We start from the raw sequence: 25441 nt of genomic DNA, 5'->3' as shown, positions 1-25441 counted from the left end.
GGGTGCGGCCTGATGCCTTCACCCCGGCCCTCTCCCACAGGGAGAGGGAGAAAACATTAAAAACGGCAACTTTCGTTGCCGTTTTGCTTTTATTTCTGGCAGTGCGGGCACCAGTAAAAGGGTCTCGAAGAGAGCATAATCTTGTCGATAATCCCGCCGCATCGCTCGCACATTTTCCCCTCCCGATGAAACACCTTGAACCGGAACAGCGCCCCGTGATGCTTGTTCTCATCCACCACGCCGCGCGTGTTATACGACAGCCGCGGAATATCCAGCAGCGCGTGGGATAACGCCTCCAGCTGTTCATCATTCAGCTGAGACGCTTTGTGCTGCGGCGCCAGCCCGACTTCCCAGAGGATCTCCACCCGCAGGTAGTTGCCGAGCCCGGCCAGAAACGCCTGGTCAAGGAACAGGCCGGAAAACTGCCGGTTACGGAATTTAGGTGATAACAGCCGGGCCTTCACATCGCTCGCCGTCAGGCGCATGTCCAGCACGTCCGGCCCGACACGCTGCAGAAACGGGTGCGTCAGCAGCTGCTCCGGCGTTAACATTTCGATATCCGACGCGCTGTAAAGCAGGATCGCTTTATCCGCCGTTTGCAGCCTGACGCGCAGCACGCGGGTGGTTTGCGGCTGCTCGTCCGCCTCCACCACGCGCCAGACGCCGTAAAGCTGGTTATGGCTATATAACGTCAGGTTATGGGAAAAATGCGTGAGCAACGCTTTGCCGCGCGTTTCAATATGGGTCACCGTCTGCCCCACCAGCTGTGATTCAAACGGTTTTAGCTGAGGAAAAGCAAACCAGACATGCGTCAACGGTTTGCCCTTTATCGCCGCCTCCAGGCTATCCGCCGCGCGGCGGATCTCCGGACCTTCTGGCATGTTATTGTCCTTTCATGATTATTCTGCGCTGACCAGAATGCCCTCTTCAGAGAACGCCGCCCGCAAGCGGCGCGCGAACTGGAGCGCATGCTCGCCGTCGCCGTGTAAACATACCGTATCAGCCTGAACGTTTGCCTGTGTGCCATCCACGGCGGTCACCCGCCCGGCGCGCACCATCTCCAGCGTCTGCGCCAGCGCTTTAGCTTCGTCGGTAATCAGCGCCCCGGCCTGTGTACGTGGAACCAGGCTGCCGTCCGGCAGGTATCCCCGGTCGGCAAACACTTCCTGACGGGTGGTCAGGCCCAGCCGCTGTCCGGCACGAATAAGCTCGCTACCCGCAAGGCCTACCAGAATCAGCTGCGAATTACAGTCCCGCACCGCGCGGGCAATCGCCTCCGCCAGCGCCGGATCTTTCGCCGCCTGGTTATAGAGCATGCCGTGCGGCTTCACGTGGCGCATGACACCGTTCTCAGCGCGTACCATCGCCTCCAGCGCGCCGATCTGGTAGAGCACCTGAGCGTAGACCGTATCCGGCGGCAGATCCATCGCCGTGCGGCCAAAGTTTTCCCGGTCAGGGAAGCTCGGATGAGCGCCAATCGCGACGCCGTTTTTGATGGCATTACGCACGCTCTCCAGCATGGTTTGCGCATCGCCCGCATGAAAGCCGCAGGCGATGTTGACCGAGGTGACCAGCGTCATCAGCACCGCATCGGCGCTGCTGCCCTCGCCCAGATCGGCATTCAAATCAATCTTTACCATCAAGCCTCCACGCCAGCTGTTCGAGATAACGCTGCTGATCCTGCCGCGCCTTCAGCGCCTCTTCCAGTGAACACTGCACGAAGTGAATCGGCTGCCCGAGAGGAATTTGTGCCAGATGGTAGCGATCGGCTTCAATGATGCAGGCAATTCGCGGGTAACCGCCGGTCGTCTGCGCGTCGTTCATTAACACGATCGGTTGCCCGTTGCCTGGAACCTGAATAACCCCAGGCAGTAAACCGTGGGAGAGCAGTTCCCGGTCCGTCGTGCGGGTCAGCGGTTGCCCCTGAAGACGGTAGCCCATGCGGTTACTCTGCGGACTGAGCTTCCACGGTGAGCGCCAGAAGGACTCTTTGGAAGCCTCGTCAAACTCATGATATTCCGGCCCCGGTAAGGCGCGGATCTGGTTTCCCCACAGCAGCTGTTTTACGCCCTGCGCGGTCGAGAAATGGCGTGCCGAGGGCTTGATTGCCAGCCGATCGCCGTCGCGCAGCAAACGCCCTTCATGACCGCCGATCCCGGCTTTCTGATCGGTACTGGATGAGCCCAGCACCTCCGGCACGTCGATGCCGCCAGCCACCGCGAGATAGCTACGTACACCGTGCAAAGGACGCTTTAAGGTCAGACGCTGTCCGGTTTTCGCCCGCAGCCGCCAGCCGGTCCAGACCGCTTTACCATCCAGCGTCGCGTCACACCCTGCGCCAGTTAAGGCAAACCAGGTCTCCTGACTAAACTCAATGACGCACTGGCCGAGCGTAATTTCGAGCGCGGCCGTATTGCCGGGGTTGCCCACCAGCACGTTAGCAATCTCCAGCGCAGGCCTGTCCAGCGCGCCACAATAGCTCACGCCAGACTGGCGCATACCAAAGCGGCCCGCATCCTGTACGGAGGTATAAAGCCCGGCGCGAATAAGCGTTAACATACCCCCTCCTTCTGCGGGATAAAGCGAAGGGTATCGCCGGGACGCAGGAGTATTGGCGTCTCCAGCCCCGGGTCAAATAACGGTGTGGCGGTATGCCCAATAAGCTGCCAGCCGCCGGGCGATGTCAGCGGATAAACGCCGGTCTGCTCGCCGCCGATAGCCACCGTCCCCGCCGGTACGCTCAGGCGCGGTTCGGCACGACGTGGCGTATGCAGCTGAGGGGATAATCCGCCCAGATACGGGAATCCGGGCTGAAACCCCAGGAACCAGACCACGTAGTCAACCGAGCTGTGCAACTCAACAACCTGCTTTGCTGTTAAACCACAGTGGTCTGCCACCACGTCGAGATCCGGTCCCCCCGTGCCGCCATACACGACCGGGATCTCGATGGCACGCGATTCCGGCTCCAGCGCCTCACTCTCTTCCCACCAGCGCTGTAAACGTTCGATGGCATCCAGCGCCAGCGTATGCGGGCTACGCAGCACCACCGTGATGTTATTCATCCCCGGAATGGCTTCAACCACTTCCGGCAGATCGACCAGACGCTGGGTTAGCCGCCAGATACGCTTTTGCGTGGCAAGGGTCACCGGCGGCTCGAGCTCCAGAACCACTGCCGTTTCTCCCAGAAGATAACAACGCGCTCGCTGCACTCAGGCACCTCTCATCAGGCCGGGTTAGGGATATCAATAAAAGTCACATCCAGATCGGTGTTTTCCGTCAGCCACTCGCTGAGGGCGCGAATGCCGCCGCGCTCGGTGGCATGATGGCCTGCCGCGTAAAAATGCAGCCCCTGCTCACGCGCCGAATGAATCGTCTGCTCGGACACCTCGCCGGTGATAAAAGCATCGACACCAAAACGCGCGGCGCTGTCGATAAAGCCCTGCCCGCCACCGGTACACCAGGCCACACGCTTGACCGTATCCGGGCCGGTATCACCGCTCCATAGCGGACGACGCCCCAGGCGCGCTTCAATCCACGAGGCCAGCTCCAGCCCCGGAACCGGCATCGCCAGTTCGCCCCACGGCACCAGCGGCTCAATCTCCCCCATCACGGTAATGCCCAGTAGCTGCGCCAGCTGGACGTTGTTGCCGAGCTCCGGGTGCGCATCCAGCGGCAGGTGGTAACCGTACAGGTTAATGTCATTTGCCAGCAGCGTTTTCAGGCGGTTGCGCTTCATGCCGCGAATAATCGGCGATTCGTTTTTCCAGAAGTAACCGTGATGGACAATCACCGCATCAGCGTTCTGACGGACCGCCTCGTCCAGCAGCGCCTGGCTTGCCGTGACGCCGGTGATAATTTTTTGCACCGTTTCACGTCCTTCGACCTGGAGCCCGTTCGGGCCGTAATCGCTGAAGGAGGCACTATTCAGTTTTTCGTTAATCAGGCGTTCCAGTTCGCTGTTTTTCATCATCACTCTCTTATGCTTTGCGGGCCGCTTCGTACGCAGCCAGCGTGGCGACACGCGCCTGTTTATGATCGACAATCGGACGGGGATAATTCAGTTTTACACGCTGTTTATCCGCCCATGCCCACGGTTCGTGGATCGCTTTAGCCGGTATCTCTTTAAGTTCAGGGACCCAGCGGCGGATAAACTCGCCGTCCTCATCAAATTTTTGTCCCTGAGTGGTTGGATTAAAAATCCGGAAATAGGGAGCCGCATCGGTGCCCGTTGAGGCTGCCCACTGCCAGCCGCCGTTATTCGCGGCAAGATCGCCATCGATCAGCTGAGAGATAAAATAGCGCTCTCCGATACGCCAGTCGATAAGCAGATCCTTCACCAGAAAGCTGGCGGTAATCATTCGCAGGCGGTTGTGCATCCACCCCGTCTCATTGAGCTGACGCATCGCGGCATCGACTATCGGATAGCCCGTCTGCCCTGTTTGCCAGGCCTGTAAAAGTGCCTCATCGTGCTGCCATTTTACGTTGTCGGTCCAGGGAATGAACGGACGATGCTTACAGAGATCGGGATGATACGCCATCAGATGGCGATAAAACTCACGCCAGATCAGTTCATTCAGCCAGACGGACCCAGCGCCGCCCTCCAGCGCCTGCGGCTGCTCCGCCAGCAGACGATGTAAACACTGGCGAGGAGAGATCGCGCCCAGAGCCAGACAGGCCGACAGGCGGCTGGTGCCCTCGATGGCGGGAAAATCCCGACGCGCGTCGTAGTTGGCCGCATCCTGTTTGCAGAACTGGCGCAGTTGGGCGATGGCAGCTTTCTCATCGGCGGGGAACAGCGCTTTATCAAACGGCTGCTGAGGATAATCGAACGTCAGTTCAGGCAGGTCCTTTATGGCTTCGCCCCTCGCGGCAGGCGCAGCAACGCACTCCGGCAACGCCTCTTTCAGACGTTTGATAAAGGCATTTTTAAACGGAGTGAAAACTTTATACATCTCACGGTTGCCGGTCATCACGCTGCCCGGTGCCAGCATCACGCTGTCATCAAATCCTTCACAGACCACATCCTCCAGCATCTTCTCCAGCTGACGGTCGCGCTGCTGCTCGTTGAATTCGTACTGATAGTTGTAAAAAAGATGCGTGACGTTGTGCTGCTTACAGGTCTCCTGCACCGTCTGCAGCTGTGCGGCAAAATCACTTACCTCTTTATAAATCAGTGGTATGCCTTTTCCGGCAAGCGAATGCTGCAGATCGGTCAGATACGCACGCAGCAAGGCCGCCTGGCGTGGCGCCATATCATGCTGCCGCCACTGCTCGGGCGTAGCCACAAACAGAGCCAGTACGTTAGCGTCTTTGGCGCGGCAGGCCGCCGCCAGGGCGATGTTGTCATGTACGCGCAGGTCCGCGCGAAACCAAACCAGATGGGTGGGCATAAAACTCCAGGCAAATATCCATTATGTCCGTAAGGGCATGCCGTAAAAGGAAAAAGCATGCATTGAACTACTTTGCCATGAAGTGTAGACGGGATGAAATAAAAAAGGCCGCCCGAGGCGGCCTTAACGCTACTTGTCCTGCGCTATCGTGCTAAATGCAACAAACCCGATCGGTTCATCACTTTTGACAACGAGTACGCTGGCGACAATGAACGCGATGCAAAAATAGCGTTTCATTATGCGGTCCCTGCTGCTAACCGCTCCACCGTTCACCACCGGTGATAAGTCGGTGGACACAAGCTCTGACGAGAGCCTGACTTACGGTTGAGGTCACGCCTTTCCCGGGACCGGTGCCCATGTGCGAGATGGCGGAAAGGGACGCTGCATAGTAGTTGGCCCTGGCGTAAAACGTAATCCACCGAAAAGGTTTTTAAGAATATATTTAGGGAGTTGCAGTTTGATTACTTAAGGACCCGAGATATTCTTTTAAGCCTCTGACGAGGGCTTGAAAACCACCCAACGGACCGCGAATCCGGAGGGACAAAAAAACCGCCACATTGCTGTTGGCGGTTTTTTTATTGCTGTGTGTAGTCTTAGTAGAAGTCGCAGGTCGCTTTCTCGGCCTGATCCATCCATACCGGCTTCTCGCTGGTTTTCGCCCAGACGCGGTGCAGATAGCTATAAAAACGTGCACGATCTTTCCAGAACAGCATCACCGGCAGAGCCAGCACGCCAGCCACTACGGCGAAAGCGCGGCGCATGAACACAATATGAGCCGGAAACTCTTTATAAAGATCCATATTTTTCTCCCCTATAGTTGGCCGGAAACGTCATCCGGAAAATTCAAAATCTGTGACCTGGCTAAAATAATATCGCTTTGCTTGTAATTTTACTACTCATCCGACCACTTATTTTCGTCCGTTTAGCCAAAATTTACATTCACGCCGTAATTAAGTTACAAAAAAGTTAACGATTTACTTATCAATAGTTAAATTGTGGACTTTGCCATTTTTATACTTTTTTTACACCCGCCCTTCTCATTTTTGCGAAATCTTTGCGCCATAAATCCTACCGTTAGCACAACAACAAAAGTCACCCGGAGGTGGATTGTGAGTGCAGGTCTTATTGCCGGCATCGTGCTGGTGTTCCTGTTATTGGGTTATCTGGTTTATGCCCTGATTAATGCGGAGGCATTCTGATGGCTGCTCAGGCGTTTTTGCTTATTGCCAGTTTCTTAGTGGTGTTGTTCGTCCTGGCAAGGCCACTGGGCTCGGGGCTGGCACGGCTGATCAATAACGTTCCCCTGCCCGGCACGGGAAGCGTTGAAAAAGGGATCTGGCGCGTACTGGGTGTAGACGATCGGGAGATGAACTGGCGTGACTATCTGATCGCCATTCTGCTGCTGAACATTGTCGGACTCATTGCGCTTTTTGCCATGCTGATGTTGCAGGGTATCCTGCCGCTGAATCCGCAACAATTACCGGGCCTGTCGTGGCATCTTGCGCTGAACACGGCAGTCAGTTTTGTCACCAACACCAACTGGCAGTCCTATTCCGGTGAAACCACGCTCAGCTACTTCAGCCAGATGGTCGGATTAACCGTGCAGAACTTCCTCTCTGCCGCGAGCGGTATTGCGGTGATCTTCGCGCTGACGCGTGCGTTTGCACGTCAGAAAGTGAGTACGTTAGGTAACGCATGGGTAGACCTGACGCGCATTACGCTGTGGATCCTGCTGCCGATTGCGCTGCTGATCGCGCTGTTCTTTATTCAGCAGGGCACCCTGCAAAACCTGATGCCTTACACGCCTTATACCTCGCTGGAAGGCGCAAAACAGCTCCTGCCGATGGGGCCAGTGGCGTCGCAGGAAGCCATCAAAATGCTCGGGACGAACGGCGGGGGCTTCTTCAACGCCAACTCCTCGCATCCGTTTGAAAACCCTACCGCCCTGACCAATTTTGTGCAGATGCTGGCGATTTTCCTGATCCCCGCCGCGCTCTGCTTTGCCTTTGGCGACGTGGTCAACGATCGCCGTCAGGGGCGCACCCTGCTCTGGACCATGTCGCTTATCTTCGTGGTCTGTGTTGCGCTGGTGATGTGGGCCGAATGGCAGGGTAATCCGCACTTCCTTTCACTGGGTGCCGACAGCGCAATCAACATGGAAGGTAAAGAGAGCCGCTTTGGCATTCTCGCCAGCAGCCTGTATGCGGTGGTCACCACGGCTGCCTCGTGCGGGGCCGTCAACGCCATGCACGATTCCTTTACGGCGCTGGGTGGCATGATCCCGATGTGGCTGATGCAGATTGGCGAGGTGGTGTTTGGCGGCGTAGGCTCTGGTCTTTACGGCATGCTGCTGTTCGTGCTGCTGGCGGTGTTTATTGCCGGTCTGATGATTGGCCGCACCCCGGAATATTTGGGTAAAAAAATCGACGTTCGCGAGATGAAATTAACCGCGCTGGCGATTCTGGTCACCCCGGCGCTTGTGCTGCTCGGCACCGCGCTGGCGCTGATGACCGAGGCCGGACGCAGCGGCATCTTTAACCCTGGCATTCACGGTTTTAGTGAAGTGCTGTATGCCGTCTCCTCTGCCGCCAACAACAACGGCAGCGCCTTTGCAGGCTTAAGCGCCAACTCACCGTTCTGGAACTGCCTGCTGGCGTTCTGCATGTTCGTGGGTCGCTTCGGGATCATTGTGCCGGTTATGGCGATTGCCGGATCGCTGGTGAACAAAAAAATCCAACCGACCACCACCGGGACGTTACCGACCCACGGCGCGCTGTTTATCGGCCTGCTGACGGGCACCGTGTTACTGGTCGGCGCCCTGACCTTTATCCCCGCCCTCGCGTTAGGCCCGGTCGCGGAATACCTCTCTTTACGCTGATTTTGCGGAGAAATTGTCATGAGTCGTAAACAACTGGCCCTGTTCGAACCGTCATTAGTTCGTCAGGCGCTCATGGATGCGGTGAAAAAGCTGAGCCCGCGCGTGCAGTGGCACAACCCGGTGATGTTTATTGTCTGGGCGGGAAGCGTCCTGACCACCGGCCTGGCGATTGCCATGGGAACGGGCCACATGCCGGGGAATGCGATGTTTACCGGCGCCATCAGCCTGTGGCTGTGGTTTACCGTGCTGTTCGCCAATTTTGCGGAAGCGCTGGCGGAAGGCCGGAGTAAAGCCCAGGCCAACAGCCTGAAAGGGGTGAAAAAAACCGCCTTCGCGCGCAAGCTACGTGAACCGAAATACGGCGCGCAGATGGACCACGTTCCGGCGGATGAACTGCGTAAAGGCGATGTGGTGTTGGTGGAAGCCGGTGACATCATCCCTTGCGACGGCGAAGTCATTGAAGGGGGAGCATCGGTGGATGAAAGCGCCATCACCGGCGAATCCGCGCCGGTGATCCGTGAGTCCGGCGGCGATTTCGCCTCCGTGACGGGCGGGACGCGCATTCTTTCCGACTGGCTGGTGATACAGTGCAGCGTTAACCCGGGTGAAACCTTCCTCGACCGGATGATCGCCATGGTAGAAGGCGCCCAGCGTCGTAAAACGCCAAACGAAATTGCCCTGACCATCCTGCTGGTGGCCCTGACCATCGTCTTCCTGCTGGCAACCGCGACGCTGTGGCCATTCTCTGCCTATGGCGGTACCGCGGTCACCGTCACGGTACTGGTGGCGCTGCTGGTTTGTCTGATCCCAACCACCATTGGCGGCCTGCTGTCGGCCATCGGCGTGGCCGGCATGAGCCGTATGCTCGGTGCCAACGTTATCGCCACCAGCGGGCGTGCGGTGGAAGCCGCCGGTGACGTGGACGTCTTGCTGCTGGATAAAACCGGGACCATCACCCTCGGTAACCGTCAGGCGTCAGATTTCTTACCCGCCCCGGGCGTGGATGAAAAAACGCTGGCAGATGCCGCACAGCTCTCTTCGCTTGCCGATGAAACCCCGGAAGGCCGCAGTATCGTGATCCTCGCCAAGCAGCGCTTTAACCTGCGCCAGCGCGACGTTCAGAGCCTGCACGCCACGTTCGTGCCCTTTACGGCGCAAACCCGCATGAGCGGCATTAACATTCAGGATCGCATGATCCGTAAAGGCTCGGTTGACGCCATCCGCCGCCACATCGAGGCTAACAACGGTCACTTCCCGCCGGAAGTGGACAGCCTGGTCGAAAGCGTGGCCCGTCAGGGGGCGACGCCGCTGGTGGTGGCCGAAGGGGCCCATGTGCTGGGGGTAATTGCGCTGAAGGATATCGTCAAAGGCGGCATCAAGGAGCGCTTTGCCCAGCTGCGTAAGATGGGGATCAAAACGGTAATGATCACCGGGGATAACCGTCTTACCGCCGCGGCGATTGCCGCCGAAGCGGGCGTGGATGATTTCCTTTCCGAAGCCACACCGGAAGCCAAGCTGGCACTGATTCGTCAGTATCAGGCGGAAGGCCGTCTGGTGGCGATGACGGGTGACGGTACCAACGATGCCCCTGCCCTGGCGCAGGCCGACGTGGCGGTGGCAATGAACTCCGGTACCCAGGCGGCAAAAGAGGCGGGCAATATGGTCGACCTCGACTCTAACCCGACCAAGCTGATCGAAGTGGTACACATCGGCAAGCAGATGCTGATGACGCGCGGGTCGCTGACCACGTTCAGCATCGCCAACGACGTGGCGAAGTATTTCGCCATCATTCCGGCCGCGTTTGCCGCGACCTATCCGCAGTTAAACGCCCTGAACGTGATGCACCTGCACTCTCCGGCCTCGGCCATTCTGAGCGCAGTCATCTTTAACGCCCTGATTATTGTCTTCCTGATCCCGCTGGCGCTGAAAGGCGTGAGCTACAAGCCGCTCACGGCGGCCGCCATGCTGCGCCGTAACCTGTGGATTTACGGCCTGGGCGGGCTAGTGGTGCCCTTCGTCGGTATCAAGGTTATCGACCTGCTGTTGACGCTGTTCGGCCTGGTTTAAAAGGTGAATCAAATGACCATGTTACGCCCCGCTATACTTCTGTTTATTCTGCTGTCTCTCATTACCGGCGGGCTGTACCCGCTGGTGACCACCGCGCTGGGCCAGTGGTGGTTTAAGGATCAGGCTAACGGCTCGCTGATACTGCAAAACGGTGAAAACCGCGGTTCTCGCCTGATTGGTCAGAACTTTACGGATGCCCGCTACTTCCAGGGACGCCCTTCCGCCACTGCCGAAAGCCCGTATAATCCGATGGCATCCGGCGGCAGCAACCTGGCGGGCAGCAACCCGGAGCTGGACAAAGCCGTCGCTGAGCGCGTGGCAGCCCTGCGCACCGCGAATCCGCAGGCCAGCCGTGACGTTCCCGTGGAGCTGGTGACCGCCTCGGCCAGCGGGCTGGACTACAGCCTGACGCCGTCAGCCGTGGCATGGCAGATCCCGCGCGTCGCCGCCGCCCGCCAGCTGAGCGTCGAACAGGTGAGCCAGCTGGTTGCAGAGCACACGCAAAAGCCGCTGGTCAGCTTCATCGGCATGCCCGTGGTAAATATTGTTGAGCTGAATCTGGCGCTGGACGCGCTAAGGAAAAACTAAATGACCGACGAGCCCATGCGCCCGGATCCGGACAGGCTGCTTGAACAGACGGCTGAAGCCCATCGTGGCAAACTGAAAATTTTCTTCGGCGCCTGCGCGGGCGTCGGGAAAACCTTCGCCATGCTGACGGAAGCCCAGCGGCTTCGGGCGCAGGGGCTCGATATTTTGATCGGCGTGGTTGAAACCCACGGACGTAAAGAGACGGCATCGCTGCTGAAGGGGCTGGCTACCCAGCCGCCCCGCCGCATCAGCCATCGCGGTCGGTTAGTCACCGAATTCGATCTCGATGCCGCCCTCGCCCGCCGTCCCGCGCTTATCCTGATGGACGAGCTGGCGCACAGCAATGCGCCTGGCTCACGCCACCCAAAACGCTGGCAGGATGTTGAAGAACTACTTGAAGCCGGCATCGATGTGTTCACCACGGTTAACGTTCAGCATCTTGAAAGCCTGAACGACGTGGTCAGCGGCGTGACCGGCATTCAGGTGCGCGAGACGGTGCCCGACCCCTTCTTTGATTCCGCGGACGAGGTGGTGCTGGTCGACCTGCCCCCCGATGATTTGCGCCAGCGCCTCCATGAAGGCAAAGTCTACATCGCCGGCCAGGCCGAGCGCGCCATCGAACATTTCTTCCGTAAAGGCAACCTGATTGCCCTGCGCGAGCTGGCCCTGCGCCGAACCGCCGACCGGGTGGACGATCAGATGCGCGCCTGGCGCGACCTGCAGGGCCAGGAACGCGTCTGGCACACGCGGGATGCCATCCTGCTGTGCGTCGGCCACGGCAGCGGCAACGAAAAGCTTGTCCGCACCGCCGCGCGCCTCGCTGCCAAATTTGGCAGCGTCTGGCATGCGGTGTATGTCGAAACGCCGCAGCTGCACGCGCTGCCCGAAAACCAGCGCCGCGCGATCCTGAGTTCGCTGCGCCTGGCGCAGGAGCTGGGTGCCGAAACCGCCACCCTTTCCGATCCGCAGGAAGATAAAGCCATTCTGCGCTACGCGCGCGAGCACAACCTGGGGAAAATCGTCATTGGCCGTCGCCAGCATCGCCGCTGGTTTAGCCGCGAATCCTTTGCCGACAAGCTGGCTCGTCGTGCGCCGGATCTGGATCTGGTGATCGTGGCGCTGGATGACAAACCTACCCCCTTACCGAATCGCGCGCCGGACAGCCGCACCTTCAGCGATAAATGGCGCATTCAGCTTCGCGGCTGTCTTGTCGCCGTCGTGCTCTGCGCCCTGATTACCGTCATTGCCAGCCAGTGGCTGATTGCGTTTGATGCCGCCAACCTGGTGATGATCTACCTTCTTGGCGTGGTGGTGGTGGCGCTCTTTTACGGGCGCTGGCCGTCGGTACTGGCGACGGTTGTCAACGTCATCAGCTTCGATCTGTTCTTTATTGCTCCCCGCGGGACGCTCGCCGTCTCGGACGTACAATACATTCTCACCTTTGCGGTGATGCTCACCGTCGGGCTGGTGATCGGGAATCTGACGGCGGGCGTGCGCTACCAGGCGCGCATCGCCCGCTACCGCGAACAGCGTACGCGCCATCTCTATGAGATGTCGAAATCGCTGGCGGTGGGCCGTACGCCGCTGGATATCGTGCAGACCAGCGAGCAGTTTATTCGCTCGACGTTTCATGCCAGCAACCTGATTTTACTCCCGGACGAACACGGTAAGCTGCGCCCGCTGACCTCGGCCAGCGGCATGACGCCCTGGGACGAAGCCATCGCGCGCTGGAGCTTTGACAAAGGCTTACCGGCGGGCGCAGGGACCGACACCCTCCCCGGCGTGCCCTATCAAATTCTGCCGCTGCGCAGTGCCGATAAAAATCAGGGGCTGGTCATCGTAGAGCCTTCCAACCTGCGCCAGCTGATGATCCCCGAACAGCAGCGTTTACTGGAGACGTTTACGCTGCTGGTTGCCAGCGCGCTGGAACGACTGGCCCTTACCGCCAGCGAGGAACAGGCCCGTCTGGCGAGCGAGCGTGAAAGCATTCGTAACTCGCTGCTGGCGGCGCTCTCTCACGATCTGCGGACCCCGCTCACCGTCCTGTTTGGTCAGTCAGAAATCCTGACGCTTGACCTGGCGGCGGAAGGCTCTAAACACGCCCTTCAGGCCAGCGAGATCCGCCAGCATGTGCTGAATACCACGCGCCTGGTGAATAACCTGCTCGATATGGCGCGTATCCAGTCAGGCGGTTTTAACCTCAAAAAAGAGTGGCTCACGCTGGAAGAGGTGGTGGGCAGCGCCCTGAAAATGCTCGAACCCGGCCTGGGTGGGAGACATATCGCGCTGAACATGCCCGAGCCTCTGACGTTAATTCACGTCGACGGTCCGCTGTTTGAGCGGGTGCTGATCAACCTGCTGGAGAACGCCGGCAAATATGCGGGCTCCAGCGCCCGGATTGGGGTGGATGCGACGGTGGACGATGGTACGCTTCGTCTTGACGTCTGGGATACCGGCCCCGGCATCCCTGCCGGGCAGGAGCTGGCTATTTTCGAAAAATTCGCACGCGGCAATAAGGAGTCGGCCATTCCAGGCGTCGGGCTGGGGCTGGCGATTTGCCAGGCGATCATTGACGTCCATGGCGGGACCATTTCCGCAGAGAATCGTCCGGAAGGCGGCGCGCGGTTTTGTGTTACACTTCCTCTGGAAACCCCGCCAGAACTTAATGAATTACCAGAGGATTTGTGATCAACGTTCTGATTGTTGAAGATGAGATCGCCATTAGCCGTTTTCTGCGCGCTGCGCTGGAAGGAGACGGTCTGCGCGTTCATGATGCGGGTACGCTTCAGCGGGGTTTAATTGAAGCCGCTACCCGCAAGCCGGACCTGGTGATCCTCGATCTTGGCCTACCGGACGGTGACGGCATCGATTTTATCCGGGAAGTCCGTCAGTGGAGCCAGATGCCGATCCTCGTGCTCTCCGCCCGTACTGAAGAGACGGATAAAATCGCGGCGCTGGATGCCGGGGCGGATGACTATCTGATTAAACCTTTTGGGATCGGCGAACTACAGGCCCGCCTTCGCGTGGCGCTGCGTCGCCACAGCGCAACCACGCCTGCTGACCCAACCTACACGTTTGGGGATATCCGGGTTGACCTGGCCGCGCGGCGCATTGTGCGCGGCGATGAGGAGATTCACCTCACGCCGATAGAATTTCGCCTGCTCGCCGTACTGCTCAACAACCACGGTAAGGTTCTCACCCAACGCCAGCTGTTAAGTCAGGTGTGGGGACCCAACGCTGTGGAACATAGTCATTATTTACGCATATATATGGGACATCTTCGTCAGAAACTCGAAGTCGACCCCGCTCGCCCTCGCCATCTATTAACTGAAACCGGTATCGGTTATCGGTTTATGCTTTGAATAACTATTCATTTTATTTCTAAATAAAACTCAATCCCTCAGAAAATATTTCACAAATAACCCATACGTTATTTTTACGGGTTATTTTTGCTCATTTAAAACATTGATAACACAACCCATTAACGCATCATCAACAAATCAGAATTTTGATCTGCGATATTCATCTAAAACGAATATTTATTTCTGATTTGATCGATTATAGGTGATCTACCTCACGGTTAATCGCCTTTTCCTGGATAAAATGACCATGCTTTCAATTACTGAAAGGAAAATGAATCATGGAAAACAACAATCGCTTAATGCCCCATATAAGGCGGACAACACATATCATGATGTTTGCCCACCGAAACTGCTTTGACTTTCATCTCTTTAATGCCCGGTAGTCCTTAGACTTCTGGCGCACTCGCTTACAGGTCATCCTGAAACATCTTATTTTACAGGCTTTTGCCTGTGAACCCGTGCGCTCATTCATCTTGATTCAGACTCATCCGCACCGGGCGGACTGAATTTCAATCATCAAAAAAGCAATTCACTGATTTAAATCAGCGGCCACCCTTTGCTTTTTTTCCGGAAAATTATCGATTTCTTTCTTGCAAGAAATCGAGGGACGTTTATTACCTAAAATAAAGAGAGAAAGATGAAAAGTTTAAAAATCGCAGCCAGCCGTGCCTGTCCGGATTGCTTTACCACCCAGCGTGAACTGGTGGATGTCCGCGCTTCTGATTATATTGATGTTGCCGCCATTGTTCTGGCGGTAACGGATATTGCCAGCGGTATCCTGGACGAAATAGAAGCCACCGGTTTTGGCATTCCTGTTTTTGTCGCGACGCATAAAGAAGAGATCATTCCGGCAGACTATTTATCGCGCATTCATGGCGTATTTGAGTATTCAGACACCAGCAACGACTTTTATGGACGCCAGCTGGAAGCAGCGGCCCTGAAGTACGAAACCCAGCTGCGCCCGCCGTTTTTCCGCGCACTGGTCGACTACGTGAAGCAGGGCAACAGTGCGTTTGACTGCCCGGGGCATCAGGGCGGCCAGTTCTTCCGCCGTCATCCTGCCGGTAATCAGTTCGTTGATTTCTTTGGCGAGACGCTTTTCCGCTCCGATCTGTGTAACGCCGACGTCGCAATGGGCGATCTGCTGATTCACGAGGGCGCGCCGTGCATTGCGCAGCAACATGCGGCGAAGGTCTTTAATGCCGATAAGACCTACTTCGTGCTGAACGGCACCTCGTCATCCAACAAAGTGGTGCTTAACGCCCTGCTCACCCCGGGCGACCTGGTACTCTTCGACCGTAACAACCACAAATCTAACCATCACGGTGCCCTCCTCCAGGCAGGCGCAACGCCGGTCTATCTCGAAACCGCGCGTAACCCGTACGGCTTCATTGGTGGCATTGACGCCCACTGCTTTGAAGAGAGTTATCTACGAGAGCTGGTGGCAGAGGTGGCGCCGGGCCGTGCACGCGATGCGCGTCCGTTCCGTCTGGCGGTGATCCAGCTGGGTACCTACGATGGCACCATCTATAACGCCCGTCAGGTGGTGGATAAGATTGGGCACCTGTGTGATTACATCCTGTTTGACTCGGCCTGGGTGGGTTACGAGCAGTTTATTCCGATGATGGCCGACTGCTCGCCGCTGCTGCTGGAGCTGAACGAAAACGATCCGGGGATCCTGGTCACCCAGTCCGTGCATAAACAGCAGGCAGGCTTCTCCCAGACCTCGCAAATTCACAAGAAAGACAGCCATATCAAAGGCCAGCAGCGCTATGTCCCGCATAAGCGGCTGAATAATGCCTTTATGATGCACGCCTCCACCAGCCCGTTCTATCCGCTGTTTGCCGCGCTGGACATTAACGCCCGTATGCATGAAGGCCAGAGCGGCCGCAACATGTGGATGGACTGCGTGGTGAACGGTATCGAAGCGCGCAAGCTGATCCTGGAGAACTGCCAGTATCTGCGTCCCTTCGTGCCGGAGACGGTGGATGGCCGTCCGTGGGAAAGCTGGGACACGGCGGAGATTGCAACCGATCTGCGCTTCTTCCACTTCGTACCGGGTGAAAACTGGCACGCTTTTGAAGGCTACGCAGAGCATCAGTATTTTATCGACCCGTGCAAGCTCCTGCTGACCACGCCGGGCATTAACGCCCGCACCGGGGAGTATGACGACTTCGGCGTGCCCGCCACTATCCTCGCCAACTTCCTGCGTGAAAACGGCATCGTGCCGGAAAAATGCGATCTCAACTCGATCCTGTTCCTGCTCACGCCTGCGGAAGATATGGGCAAACTTCAACAGTTAGTTGCCCAGCTGGTGCGCTTCGAGAAACTGCTCGAGAGCGATGTTCCGCTGAAAGAGGTCCTGCCTTCTCTCTACAAACAGCATCCGGAACGTTACGCGGATTACACCCTGCGCCAGATCTGCCAGGAGATGCATGACCTGTACGCCCGCCACAACGTGAAACAGCTGCAGAAAGAGATGTTCCGCAAGTCTCACTTCCCACGCGTGATGATGAACCCGCAGGACGCGAACTACGCCTATCTGCGCGGTGAAGTTGAGCTGGTCTCCCTGCGCGACGCGGAAGGCCGCATCGCCGCCGAAGGCGCCCTTCCTTATCCGCCGGGGGTGCTGTGTGTTGTCCCAGGGGAAGTCTGGGGCGGTTCCGTGCTGCGCTACTTTGCCGCCCTGGAAGAAGGCATCAACCTTCTGCCGGGCTTCGCGCCGGAGCTGCAGGGTGTTTACGTCGAGGAGTGTGAGGGCCGCAAACAGGTTCGCTGCAATGTCATCAAACAACCCGCCGCTCAGCCCGCGCTGCTGAAAGGAGAGAAATTATGAGTAAGTCCAATAAGATGGGCGTGGTGCAGCTGACCATCCTCACCATGGTGAACATGATGGGCTCCGGGATTATCATGCTGCCCACCAAGCTTGCAGAGGTGGGTACCATCTCTATCATCTCCTGGCTGGTGACGGCAGTCGGTTCAATGGCGCTGGCGTGGGCGTTCGCCAAGTGCGGGATGTTCAGTCGTAAGTCAGGCGGGATGGGGGGCTATGCCGAATACGCCTTTGGCAAGTCGGGCAACTTTATGGCCAACTACACCTACGGCGTGTCGCTGCTGATCGCCAACGTGGCGATTGCCATCTCCGCCGTAGGTTACGGTACGGAGCTGTTTGGCGCGACGCTCAGCCCGGTACAAATTGGGCTGGCGACCATCGGGGTTCTGTGGATCTGCACCGTGGCTAACTTTGGCGGCGCGCGTATCACCGGACAGCTCTCCAGCATCACCGTCTGGGGCGTGATTATCCCGGTTGTCGGCCTGTGCATCATCGGCTGGTTCTGGTTCAGCCCGACGCTGTACGCCAACTCCTGGAACCCGCACCATGTGCCGTTCTTTACCGCTGTGGGCTCTTCTATCGCTATGACGCTCTGGGCTTTCCTGGGGCTGGAATCCGCCTGCGCGAACGCGGAAGTGGTGGAGAATCCTGAAAAGAACGTGCCGATTGCGGTCCTTGGCGGAACGCTGGGCGCGGCGGTGATCTATATCGTCTCGACTAACGTCATTGCGGGCATCGTACCGAATATGGATCTGGCCAACTCCACGGCGCCGTTCGGGCTGGCCTTCGCGCAGATGTTCACTCCGGAAGTCGGGAAAGTGATCATGGGTCTGATGGTGATGTCCTGCTGCGGTTCACTCCTTGGGTGGCAGTTCACCATCGCACAGGTGTTTAAATCTTCGGCTGATGAAGGTTACTTCCCAAAAATCTTCTCCCGCGTGACCAAAGCCGATGCGCCGGTGCAGGGCATGCTGGCGATTGTCATCTTCCAGAGCGGATTGTCGCTGATGACCATTAGCCCGTCGCTAAACAGCCAGTTCAACGTGCTGGTCAACCTGGCGGTCGTGACAAATATCATTCCGTATATTCTGTCGATGGCGGCGCTGGTGATTATTCAGAAAGTCGCGAAGGTGGATCCGCGCAAAGCGCGTGCGGCGAATATCGTGGCGCTGATTGGGGCAATCTACAGCTTCTACGCGCTCTACTCATCCGGCCAGGAAGCGATGCTGTATGGCGCGATGGTGACCTTTATGGGCTGGACGCTGTACGGTCTGGTGTCACCACGGTTTGAATTGAAGAACAAGCACAGTTAGGTAAAAGCAAAACGGCAACCCAAGGGTTGCCGTTTTTATTGTTTTCTCCCTCTCCCTGTGGGAGAGGGCCGGGGTGAGGGCATCAGCCCGCACACAAACCGCACTTACGCGTTTTTTAGCACTTCGCTGACAATCTCTACCGCTTCTTTCTCAATCTGCTGACGGTGCTCAGCGCCGAGGAAGCTTTCGCAATAGATTTTATACGCATCTTCCGTACCGGATGGACGCGCGGCGAACCAGCCGTTTTCGGTCATCACTTTCAGCCCACCAATGGAGGCACCGTTGCCCGGTGCCGCCGTCAGACGCGCGGTGATCGGGTCACCTGCCAGGGTGCTTGCGCTGACCATCTCCGGAGAGAGTTTGGACAGGGCCGCTTTCTGAGCTGACGTCGCGCTAGCCTGAATACGGTTATAGCTTGGTGCACCAAAGCGTGCCGCCAGATCATTGTAATGTTCCTGCGGGTTTTTACCGGTGACCGCGGTGATTTCCGCCGCCAGCAGGCACATGATGATGCCGTCTTTATCGGTTGACCATGGCGTGCCGTCGAAACGCAGGAAAGAGGCCCCCGCGCTCTCTTCACCACCGAAACCAAAGCTGCCGTCGTGCAGACCGTCAACGAACCATTTGAAGCCCACCGGCACTTCCACCAGCTTGCGGCCCAGCGCCTCGACCACGCGGTCGATCATCGCCGAGGAAACCAGCGTTTTACCGACGGCCACCTCTTTGCCCCACTGCGGACGGTGCTGGAACAGGTAGTTAATCGCAACCGCCAGATAGTGGTTCGGGTTCATCAGCCCGGCAGGGGTGACGATACCGTGACGGTCATAATCCGGGTCGTTAGCAAACGCCAGATCGAATTTATCACGCAGCGCCAGCAGGCCCGCCATTGCGCACTCGGAAGAGCAGTCCATACGGATCGCGCCGTCTTTATCCAGGTGCATAAAACGGAAGGTCTGATCGACGTGATCGTTCACGATGGTCAGATCCAGATTGTAATGCTCGGCGATACGCTTCCAGTATTCGATACCGGAGCCGCCCAACGGATCCACGCCCAGCTTCAGGCCAGCTTTCTGAATGGCCGCCATATCGACGATATCCGCCAGCCCTTCCACGAACGGCTGAACCAGATCCTGCTCTTTCACGCGGCCGGACGCCATGGCCGCATCCAGAGAGATGCGCTTCACGCCTTTCAGGCCGTCAGCCAGCAACGCGTTCGCACGATCTTCCACCACTTTGGTGACGTTGGTGTCGGCCGGGCCACCGTTAGGCGGGTTGTATTTGATGCCACCGTCTTCCGGCGGGTTGTGGGATGGCGTGATAACGATACCGTCAGCCAGCGCGCCACCTTTTTTGTTGTGTACCAGGATAGCGTTAGAGACCGCAGGCGTTGGGGTGAAGCCATTGTTCTCCTGAACAATGACATCGACGCCGTTTGCAGCCAGCACTTCCACAACAGAGATGAACGCCGGTTCAGACAGGGCATGGGTATCTTTCCCCACGTAGCACGGACCGGTAACGCCGTTTTTAGCGCGCTCTTCCGCAATGGCCTGAGCAATGGCCAGAATGTGCGGTTCGTTAAAGCTGTGGCGCGCCGCGCTGCCGCGGTGACCAGATGTACCAAACTTCACTGCGTGTTCTGCGTTGCCCACGACCGGCTTCAGCACGTAATACTGCGCGGTCAGCTGAGCGACGTTAATCAAATCGCTTTGTTGTGCAGGTTGGCCTGCACGGCTGTGATTTGCCATTACCGGGTCCTTCTGATGCAAGGGTTAAATTGTACCGCAAACCTTTTCAATCAATTCCGCCGGGAACTGCATGGACTGCATGATGTGTTCAATCATGCTGCACTTGCGGTCCGTATTGGTATTGGTGATCACCCAGTACGGGGTGCCAGGAACATGTTTGGGTTTGGTTTGATTGCCATTTTGCAGCAGCGTCTGCTCGTCGCCCGCGAAATAGACGCGAGTACGACCGTGCAGCGACTCGGTCGCTTCAGCAAACGCTTTGTTATCCAGTGAATAAAGTGTAGACAGCACCAGCATAAAGCGGTTAACCGCCTTTTTCTGTTCCGCATATTCATCGGAGAGCAGCAGCTCGCGCATCGCGCGCACTTTATCTTTTGCCGGCGTCACGGCAGGTTTTGCTTGTGCAACAACGCTCGGCTGAGACACGACATCTTTGGTGACTGGGGTAGCAGGCTGTGAAGCGGCGGAAATTTTAAGCATGCGCCGTAAAATGTCGGACGCGCTCTCCCCGATATGCCGCGTCTGGCTGGCAATATACTGATAGAGTTCGTCATCAACTTCGATTGTTTTCATCTTAATCCAGTGCGATATCTTATCTGAATACAAGTCATTGGGATTATAAGGTCAAATCCCAACAGCGGATAGCGTCAAACCAGGTTGGCGGCAAAAGTCAGATTAAACTGGAACCTTGCAGCCGGGCGGCAGAATGGTCAACATGATACCCTAACCTGACATACGTAAAAAAAGAACTTTGCCATGAAATTGAATACCCGAGCGCAAACTGCACAATCGCCGAACAATAATTCTCCCATCGTACTGGTTCACGGGCTTTTTGGCAGCCTGGATAACCTGGGCGTGCTGGCACGCGATCTGGTTACCGACCACGATATTTTACAGGTCGATATGCGCAATCACGGTCTTTCCGGGCGTTCCGACGAGATGACCTACGCGGCGATGGCGCAGGATCTGCTGGATACGCTGGACGCACATAGCCTGCAGAAGGTAACGCTGATCGGGCATTCAATGGGTGGTAAAGCGGTGATGGCCCTGACGGCACTGGCCCCGGACCGTATTAGCGGCCTGGTGGTAATTGACGTCGCGCCCGTGGATTATGACGTCCGTCGTCACGACGAGATTTTTGCCGCCATTAATGCGGTCACAGAAGCGGGTGTCGCGACACGCCAACAGGCGGCTGCCGTCATGCGTGAGCATCTTGATGAAGAAGGCGTCGTGCAGTTCCTGCTGAAGTCGTTTGTTGACGGGCAATGGCGTTTTAACGTGCCGGTGCTCTGGGACCAGTACAACAACATCGTGGGCTGGAAAACCGTCCCCGCCTGGCCGCACCCTACCCTCTTTATTCGCGGCGGAAACTCACCTTACGTAACCGACGCGTACCGCGACACGCTGCTGGCCCAGTTCCCGCAGGCTCGCGCCCACGTTATTGCCGGTGCCGGGCACTGGGTGCATGCGGAAAAACCTGACGCCGTGCTGCGCGCCATTCGCCGCTATCTTGCTGATACTGCAAATTGATTAAAAAGAGAGCGACTGGAAGGCTGCAGGCGTCCAGTCGTTGGCGTGCCGTTTTTGGTGATGTATGATGGCGCGCTTATCGCCCGGGCATTAGCAGGGCGGCGTGTTTCCCCCGAAGTCTCAGAATCATGGCCAAAGAACAAACGGACCGTACGACACTAGATCTGTTCGCGAATGAGCGTCGCCCGGGACGACCCAAGACGAATCCGCTTTCGCGCGATGAACAGCTGCGTATCAATAAACGCAACCAGCTTAAACGCGATAAAAATCGTGGGCTTAAGCGTGTCGAACTGAAGCTTAACGCCGACGCCGTCGATGCGCTGAACGAGCTGGCCGACGCGCGAAATATCAGCCGCAGTGAACTCATTGAAGAGATGTTGATCGCTCAGCTTGAAACGTTACGCGGCCAGGCATAAGTCTGAAAATCCCCTTTATCGCCCTTTTCATGTAGCACAGAGTGCAGTCCTGCGCGATAGCTGTTTCCGCAGGGTTGCCAGTTCTGCTATTATTGCCCTTATCCGTGGCCGAATTGCGCCACCATACTATTAAGTTTCAAGAGGTTATTTTACTCATGGCAATCATCGGCATTTTCTTTGGCAGTGATACCGGCAATACCGAAAATATCGCAAAAAACATTCAAAAACAGCTCGGTAAAGACGTTGCTGATGTGCATGACATCGCCAAGAGCAGCAAAGAAGATCTGGAAGGCTATGACATTTTGCTGCTGGGTATCCCAACCTGGTACTACGGTGAAGCCCAGTGCGACTGGGATGATTTCTTCCCGACGCTGGAAGAAGTCGACTTCAACGGTAAGCTGGTCGCCCTGTTTGGCTGTGGCGATCAGGAAGACTACGCCGAATACTTCTGTGACGCGCTGGGCACCATCCGCGACATCATTGAGCCGAATGGCGCGGTTATTGTAGGCCACTGGCCGACCGCCGGTTACCACTTCGAAGCGTCTAAAGGCCTGGCCGATGACGATCACTTCGTGGGTCTGGCCATCGACGAAGACCGTCAGCCAGAACTGACCGCCGAGCGTGTTGAGAAGTGGGTGAAGCAGATCCGTGAAGAACTGCACCTGGACGATATTCTGAACGCCTGATTATTTCGCGGCGCAACTGCGGTTGCGCCCATGCCCCAGGTCAAACCGATTAAATTAATCGCTACAATCTTTTAACTTTTTCGCCCAGACCTGTACAATGTCTCCCTGATAAAATGTGGTTTTCCATTGAGCAAGTTTGTTGGTGATACCCCATTTTTATAAGCATATTTTGCCTGAGACTTGCAGTTTTCATTTAGCCATGGCAGTTCTATAATGAGACGCATTATCCCAGGTGCATTTTCTGTCACTTCCTACAGAAGTGAATCGTTTAGCAACAGGACAGATTCCGCATGACTGACAACAATACCGCATTAAAGAAGGCTGGCCTGAAAGTTACGCTTCCTCGGTTAAAAATCCTTGAAGTGCTTCAGGGTCCAGACAATCACCATGTCAGTGCGGAAGACCTTTATAAACGTCTTATCGACATGGGTGAAGAGATTGGGCTGGCTACCGTCTATCGCGTGCTGAACCAGTTTGATGACGCGGGCATTGTTACCCGTCATAATTTCGAAGGCGGTAAATCTGTTTTCGAACTGACCCAGCAGCAGCACCACGATCACCTGATCTGCCTCGATTGCGGCAAGGTCATTGAATTCAGCGATGATTCCATCGAATCACGCCAGCGTGAAATCGCCGCGCGTCATGGCATCCGCCTGACCAACCACAGCCTGTACCTTTACGGTCATTGTGCTGAAGGCGATTGCCGCGAAGACGACCACGCGCACGACGCGAAATAAACAAGTGTTCATACTCTGAGCCAGCCGTAAGGTTGGCTTTTTTTTGCCTAAAAAAATGCCCGGTGGCGCAGCGCCACCGGGCATGATAACAGCGAGTTACTTACTGTTATTGCTTCGAATTTCTTTCCAAATCTGGTCGCAACGCTTCGCCACTTCCTGATCGTTACCGGTTTTACGCGCCTGGATACAGGCCTGGTAATCCATTACGCGGACATTTTCCTGCGTCGCGAACTGCTCATGCGCTTTCTCTTTCTTCAGCACGTTTAGCACGCTCTGACAGGCTTCAATTTTTTCCGGCGAACCTTCCGCAGTATTAATGCAGGCGCTATATGCCTCCTTCAGGCGGGAGTCCTCTTTTGGTGCCTGAGTCTGCGCACACGCCACCAGCCCTGATGCCAGCAACGCGACGACTACGATTTTTTTCATCATATACAGTCTCCATACCGGCGGGACTCAGCCCGCCAGTGCGTTTATCAGAAGATGGTGAATGGGGCGATAACCATGAATTTCACGTCACGTTCATCCTGGAAGATGTTGCCGTAACCGCCCGCATAGCTCGGGATATCGGAGTGGTTGTCATACTGGGTGAAGTGCAGTTTGAACATCGTGCCTTTCGCGCGGCCATCCTGCAGGGTATAGATTGCATCCAGGCTGTAGGAAGACTCTTTCAGGCGATAGTTGGGATCGTAGTATGCGTCCGGTGTTGCCATATCGGCAGGTTTTGCGTCCCAGGCGTAAGCGTAAGAAGCGCCCACCGCCCAGCCAGGCAGGTTCCAGTTTTTCAGGTCGTACATTGCACCGAAGAAGACCGCTTTCTCGCCGTCGGCGTTGAAGTCTGAGCGGTTATCCCACCAGATATCAAGACGGCCGTTGGAGGAGGCGTAGGTCGGAGTCATACGCTGCAGGAAGTAGCCCTGCTGCCCTTCCGCCTTCACCCATGTGCCTTCCAGACGCAAATCAACCTGACCAACCTTGTAGCCGAAGGTGAGTGCCTGCAGCCACGCGGTGCCGTCATAAATGTCATTGACCCCACCGTTACTGACTTTATCGCGCGTACCGTAGAACTGGTAGCTGGTACTCAGCGGGCTACCCGCGACATCAAACTTATAGCTGGCCTTGGCAAAGTACTGATCGATATAGCCTTGTGCCTGACCAAATGCCGCTTCAAGCACCAGATCGTTTTTGAAGTCGTATTTCGCGCCCAGCGAGTGCAGGTAATCGACTTTGGTTTTTTTATCGTTCTGGTAGAACTTGTCCATCTCGATGTGCCAAGGCGCTTTGTACTCGTTGGTCCACATATAGGAGAAGCTCAACGCACCCGCATCACCGTAGTCAAAGTTAGCCCCCGCTTCCGCACCCTGATAGGTACCCGGCATAAAGCTCCAGTGTGGCGCTAACAGAGTCTGGCCAGTTGGCTGAATATAACCGCCGCGCGCCCATACCGGACCGTATTTAAATTTCGCCGCGGCTTTGTAAAGGCTTATACCGCTCTTATCCCCGGACCAGTCTTCATCATAGGCTTTGTTGCTGGAGGAGAAGGCGATTTCGTTCGGGTGGCCGCTGTCGCCGTTTTCCGCCATTTCAATCGCGGTAAACGCAGCAATATCCAGACCGAACATATCCGCGGCATAGCCTGACTGGAAGTCCAGGTTGGCGTTCCAGGTGGAGTGAGAAAGGTTGGTTTTGTATTTATCTTCAGTGACGTCTTTACGGTCACGCTCACGCTGCCAGTAATAAATACCGCCCGTGAGGGTAGAATCTTCGATGAAACCCGCTGCTTTTGCCTCTGGCGCAATCACAAGTCCCGACATTGCTGTCACACCGGCAATAGCCAGCGCCAGCGCACTACGTTTGCCACTGAACGTACGCATAGATTATTCCTCTTTGACGAATTAA

The 25441-nt window shown here is 56.6% G+C and carries 24 protein-coding genes; 13 read left to right on the top strand and 11 right to left on the bottom strand.

Features of this window, described 5'->3' with window-relative positions:
* Positions 1-89: 89 nt before the first annotated feature.
* From nei to OTG14_RS02080, 7 genes are all read right to left on the bottom strand, one after another.
* Complete coding sequence (gene nei, locus OTG14_RS02110) at positions 90-881, bottom strand: endonuclease VIII (RefSeq protein ID WP_267214514.1); 792 nt, start codon at positions 879-881, stop codon at positions 90-92.
* 18 nt (positions 882-899) lie between these two features.
* Positions 900-1640, bottom strand: coding sequence for a 5-oxoprolinase subunit PxpA (gene pxpA, locus OTG14_RS02105; RefSeq protein WP_267214513.1), 741 nt, complete (start codon positions 1638-1640; stop codon positions 900-902).
* Complete coding sequence (gene pxpC, locus OTG14_RS02100; protein ID WP_267214512.1) at positions 1627-2559, bottom strand: 5-oxoprolinase subunit PxpC; 933 nt, start codon at positions 2557-2559, stop codon at positions 1627-1629. The genes pxpA and pxpC overlap by 14 nt, the downstream gene beginning before the upstream one ends.
* Complete coding sequence (gene pxpB, locus OTG14_RS02095; RefSeq protein ID WP_248272868.1) at positions 2553-3209, bottom strand: 5-oxoprolinase subunit PxpB; 657 nt, start codon at positions 3207-3209, stop codon at positions 2553-2555. Before pxpB ends, pxpC begins: the two co-directional genes overlap by 7 nt.
* 14 nt (positions 3210-3223) lie before the next feature.
* Positions 3224-3967, bottom strand: coding sequence for a type 2 GTP cyclohydrolase I (locus tag OTG14_RS02090; RefSeq protein ID WP_024908806.1), 744 nt, complete (start codon positions 3965-3967; stop codon positions 3224-3226).
* 10 nt (positions 3968-3977) lie between these two features.
* Positions 3978-5390, bottom strand: a complete 1413-nt coding sequence (gene phrB / locus OTG14_RS02085) for a deoxyribodipyrimidine photo-lyase (RefSeq protein WP_248272869.1) — start codon at positions 5388-5390, stop codon at positions 3978-3980.
* Between the two features lie 593 nt (positions 5391-5983).
* On the bottom strand, positions 5984-6190 hold the full coding sequence (locus tag OTG14_RS02080; protein ID WP_008501079.1) for a YbfA family protein: 207 nt from the start codon (positions 6188-6190) through the stop codon (positions 5984-5986).
* A gap of 309 nt (positions 6191-6499) precedes the next feature.
* Here OTG14_RS02080 and kdpF point away from each other — a divergent pair, with 309 nt between their 5' ends.
* From kdpF to potE, 9 genes are all read left to right on the top strand, one after another.
* Entirely contained in the window at positions 6500-6589 is a 90-nt protein-coding gene (gene kdpF / locus OTG14_RS02075) for a K(+)-transporting ATPase subunit F (protein WP_014069365.1), read from the top strand.
* On the top strand, positions 6589-8268 hold the full coding sequence (gene kdpA / locus OTG14_RS02070; RefSeq protein ID WP_248272870.1) for a potassium-transporting ATPase subunit KdpA: 1680 nt from the start codon (positions 6589-6591) through the stop codon (positions 8266-8268). Before kdpF ends, kdpA begins: the two co-directional genes overlap by 1 nt.
* Before the next feature lie 18 nt (positions 8269-8286).
* Positions 8287-10335 carry a potassium-transporting ATPase subunit KdpB gene (kdpB, locus tag OTG14_RS02065; RefSeq protein WP_024908809.1) on the top strand — a complete coding sequence of 683 codons (2049 nt, stop codon included), beginning with the start codon at positions 8287-8289 and terminating at the stop codon, positions 10333-10335.
* Positions 10336-10347: 12 nt separating this feature from the next.
* On the top strand, positions 10348-10923 hold the full coding sequence (kdpC, locus tag OTG14_RS02060) for a potassium-transporting ATPase subunit KdpC (protein ID WP_267214511.1): 576 nt from the start codon (positions 10348-10350) through the stop codon (positions 10921-10923).
* Positions 10924-13611, top strand: a complete 2688-nt coding sequence (gene kdpD, locus OTG14_RS02055) for a two-component system sensor histidine kinase KdpD (protein ID WP_024908811.1) — start codon at positions 10924-10926, stop codon at positions 13609-13611.
* Complete coding sequence (gene kdpE / locus OTG14_RS02050) at positions 13608-14285, top strand: two-component system response regulator KdpE (RefSeq protein ID WP_024908812.1); 678 nt, start codon at positions 13608-13610, stop codon at positions 14283-14285. The genes kdpD and kdpE overlap by 4 nt, the downstream gene beginning before the upstream one ends.
* A 278-nt stretch (positions 14286-14563) precedes the next feature.
* On the top strand, positions 14564-14668 hold the full coding sequence (gene speFL, locus OTG14_RS02045; RefSeq protein WP_003858645.1) for a leader peptide SpeFL: 105 nt from the start codon (positions 14564-14566) through the stop codon (positions 14666-14668).
* Between the two features lie 254 nt (positions 14669-14922).
* A complete protein-coding gene (speF, locus tag OTG14_RS02040; RefSeq protein ID WP_032649529.1) occupies positions 14923-17121 on the top strand; it encodes an ornithine decarboxylase SpeF in 2199 nt (732 codons plus the stop codon).
* Positions 17118-18431, top strand: coding sequence for a putrescine-ornithine antiporter (gene potE, locus OTG14_RS02035; protein WP_014831099.1), 1314 nt, complete (start codon positions 17118-17120; stop codon positions 18429-18431). The genes speF and potE overlap by 4 nt, the downstream gene beginning before the upstream one ends.
* Positions 18432-18535: 104 nt before the next feature.
* On the opposite strand, the gene pgm is transcribed toward potE, so the two are convergent.
* Together pgm and seqA are read right to left on the bottom strand one after the other, a co-directional pair.
* Complete coding sequence (pgm, locus tag OTG14_RS02030; protein ID WP_267214510.1) at positions 18536-20176, bottom strand: phosphoglucomutase (alpha-D-glucose-1,6-bisphosphate-dependent); 1641 nt, start codon at positions 20174-20176, stop codon at positions 18536-18538.
* Positions 20177-20200: 24 nt separating this feature from the next.
* On the bottom strand, positions 20201-20749 hold the full coding sequence (seqA, locus tag OTG14_RS02025; protein ID WP_267214509.1) for a replication initiation negative regulator SeqA: 549 nt from the start codon (positions 20747-20749) through the stop codon (positions 20201-20203).
* A 183-nt stretch (positions 20750-20932) separates the two neighbouring features.
* Between seqA and ybfF the strand changes: the two genes are divergently transcribed.
* From ybfF to fur, 4 genes are all read left to right on the top strand, one after another.
* Positions 20933-21706 carry an esterase gene (gene ybfF, locus OTG14_RS02020; RefSeq protein WP_024908815.1) on the top strand — a complete coding sequence of 258 codons (774 nt, stop codon included), beginning with the start codon at positions 20933-20935 and terminating at the stop codon, positions 21704-21706.
* A gap of 128 nt (positions 21707-21834) precedes the next feature.
* Complete coding sequence (ybfE, locus tag OTG14_RS02015) at positions 21835-22122, top strand: LexA regulated protein (RefSeq protein WP_024908816.1); 288 nt, start codon at positions 21835-21837, stop codon at positions 22120-22122.
* 155 nt (positions 22123-22277) lie between these two features.
* Positions 22278-22808 (top strand): flavodoxin FldA, encoded by a 531-nt coding sequence (fldA, locus tag OTG14_RS02010; RefSeq protein ID WP_008501067.1) that lies wholly within the window; start codon positions 22278-22280, stop codon positions 22806-22808.
* A gap of 290 nt (positions 22809-23098) precedes the next feature.
* On the top strand, positions 23099-23545 hold the full coding sequence (gene fur / locus OTG14_RS02005) for a ferric iron uptake transcriptional regulator (RefSeq protein ID WP_023310771.1): 447 nt from the start codon (positions 23099-23101) through the stop codon (positions 23543-23545).
* A gap of 96 nt (positions 23546-23641) precedes the next feature.
* Here fur and chiQ read toward each other — a convergent pair whose 3' ends face one another.
* Both chiQ and chiP read right to left on the bottom strand, forming a co-directional pair.
* Entirely contained in the window at positions 23642-23971 is a 330-nt protein-coding gene (gene chiQ, locus OTG14_RS02000) for a ChiQ/YbfN family lipoprotein (RefSeq protein WP_024908817.1), read from the bottom strand.
* A 47-nt stretch (positions 23972-24018) separates the two neighbouring features.
* Entirely contained in the window at positions 24019-25416 is a 1398-nt protein-coding gene (gene chiP / locus OTG14_RS01995) for a chitoporin ChiP (protein ID WP_032649540.1), read from the bottom strand.
* Positions 25417-25441: the final 25 nt, after the last annotated feature.

The organism is Enterobacter pseudoroggenkampii (assembly GCF_026420145.1).
GTDB classification, from domain to species: domain Bacteria; phylum Pseudomonadota; class Gammaproteobacteria; order Enterobacterales; family Enterobacteriaceae; genus Enterobacter; species Enterobacter pseudoroggenkampii.
Note: the sequence above shows the minus strand (reverse complement) of the source record. Positions and strands in the feature narration are given on the sequence as shown.

Coding starts and splice junctions, on each gene's coding strand:
- nei (WP_267214514.1), bottom strand. CDS start 881: ATGCCAGAAGGTCCGGAGATCCGCCGCGCGGCGGATAGCCTGGAGGCG.
- pxpA (WP_267214513.1), bottom strand. CDS start 1,640: ATGGTAAAGATTGATTTGAATGCCGATCTGGGCGAGGGCAGCAGCGCC.
- pxpC (WP_267214512.1), bottom strand. CDS start 2,559: ATGTTAACGCTTATTCGCGCCGGGCTTTATACCTCCGTACAGGATGCG.
- OTG14_RS02090 (WP_024908806.1), bottom strand. CDS start 3,967: ATGAAAAACAGCGAACTGGAACGCCTGATTAACGAAAAACTGAATAGT.
- phrB (WP_248272869.1), bottom strand. CDS start 5,390: ATGCCCACCCATCTGGTTTGGTTTCGCGCGGACCTGCGCGTACATGAC.
- OTG14_RS02080 (WP_008501079.1), bottom strand. CDS start 6,190: ATGGATCTTTATAAAGAGTTTCCGGCTCATATTGTGTTCATGCGCCGC.
- kdpA (WP_248272870.1), top strand. CDS start 6,589: ATGGCTGCTCAGGCGTTTTTGCTTATTGCCAGTTTCTTAGTGGTGTTG.
- kdpB (WP_024908809.1), top strand. CDS start 8,287: ATGAGTCGTAAACAACTGGCCCTGTTCGAACCGTCATTAGTTCGTCAG.
- kdpC (WP_267214511.1), top strand. CDS start 10,348: ATGACCATGTTACGCCCCGCTATACTTCTGTTTATTCTGCTGTCTCTC.
- kdpD (WP_024908811.1), top strand. CDS start 10,924: ATGACCGACGAGCCCATGCGCCCGGATCCGGACAGGCTGCTTGAACAG.
- speFL (WP_003858645.1), top strand. CDS start 14,564: ATGGAAAACAACAATCGCTTAATGCCCCATATAAGGCGGACAACACAT.
- speF (WP_032649529.1), top strand. CDS start 14,923: ATGAAAAGTTTAAAAATCGCAGCCAGCCGTGCCTGTCCGGATTGCTTT.
- potE (WP_014831099.1), top strand. CDS start 17,118: ATGAGTAAGTCCAATAAGATGGGCGTGGTGCAGCTGACCATCCTCACC.
- pgm (WP_267214510.1), bottom strand. CDS start 20,176: ATGGCAAATCACAGCCGTGCAGGCCAACCTGCACAACAAAGCGATTTG.
- seqA (WP_267214509.1), bottom strand. CDS start 20,749: ATGAAAACAATCGAAGTTGATGACGAACTCTATCAGTATATTGCCAGC.
- ybfF (WP_024908815.1), top strand. CDS start 20,933: ATGAAATTGAATACCCGAGCGCAAACTGCACAATCGCCGAACAATAAT.
- ybfE (WP_024908816.1), top strand. CDS start 21,835: ATGGCCAAAGAACAAACGGACCGTACGACACTAGATCTGTTCGCGAAT.
- fldA (WP_008501067.1), top strand. CDS start 22,278: ATGGCAATCATCGGCATTTTCTTTGGCAGTGATACCGGCAATACCGAA.
- fur (WP_023310771.1), top strand. CDS start 23,099: ATGACTGACAACAATACCGCATTAAAGAAGGCTGGCCTGAAAGTTACG.
- chiQ (WP_024908817.1), bottom strand. CDS start 23,971: ATGAAAAAAATCGTAGTCGTCGCGTTGCTGGCATCAGGGCTGGTGGCG.
- chiP (WP_032649540.1), bottom strand. CDS start 25,416: ATGCGTACGTTCAGTGGCAAACGTAGTGCGCTGGCGCTGGCTATTGCC.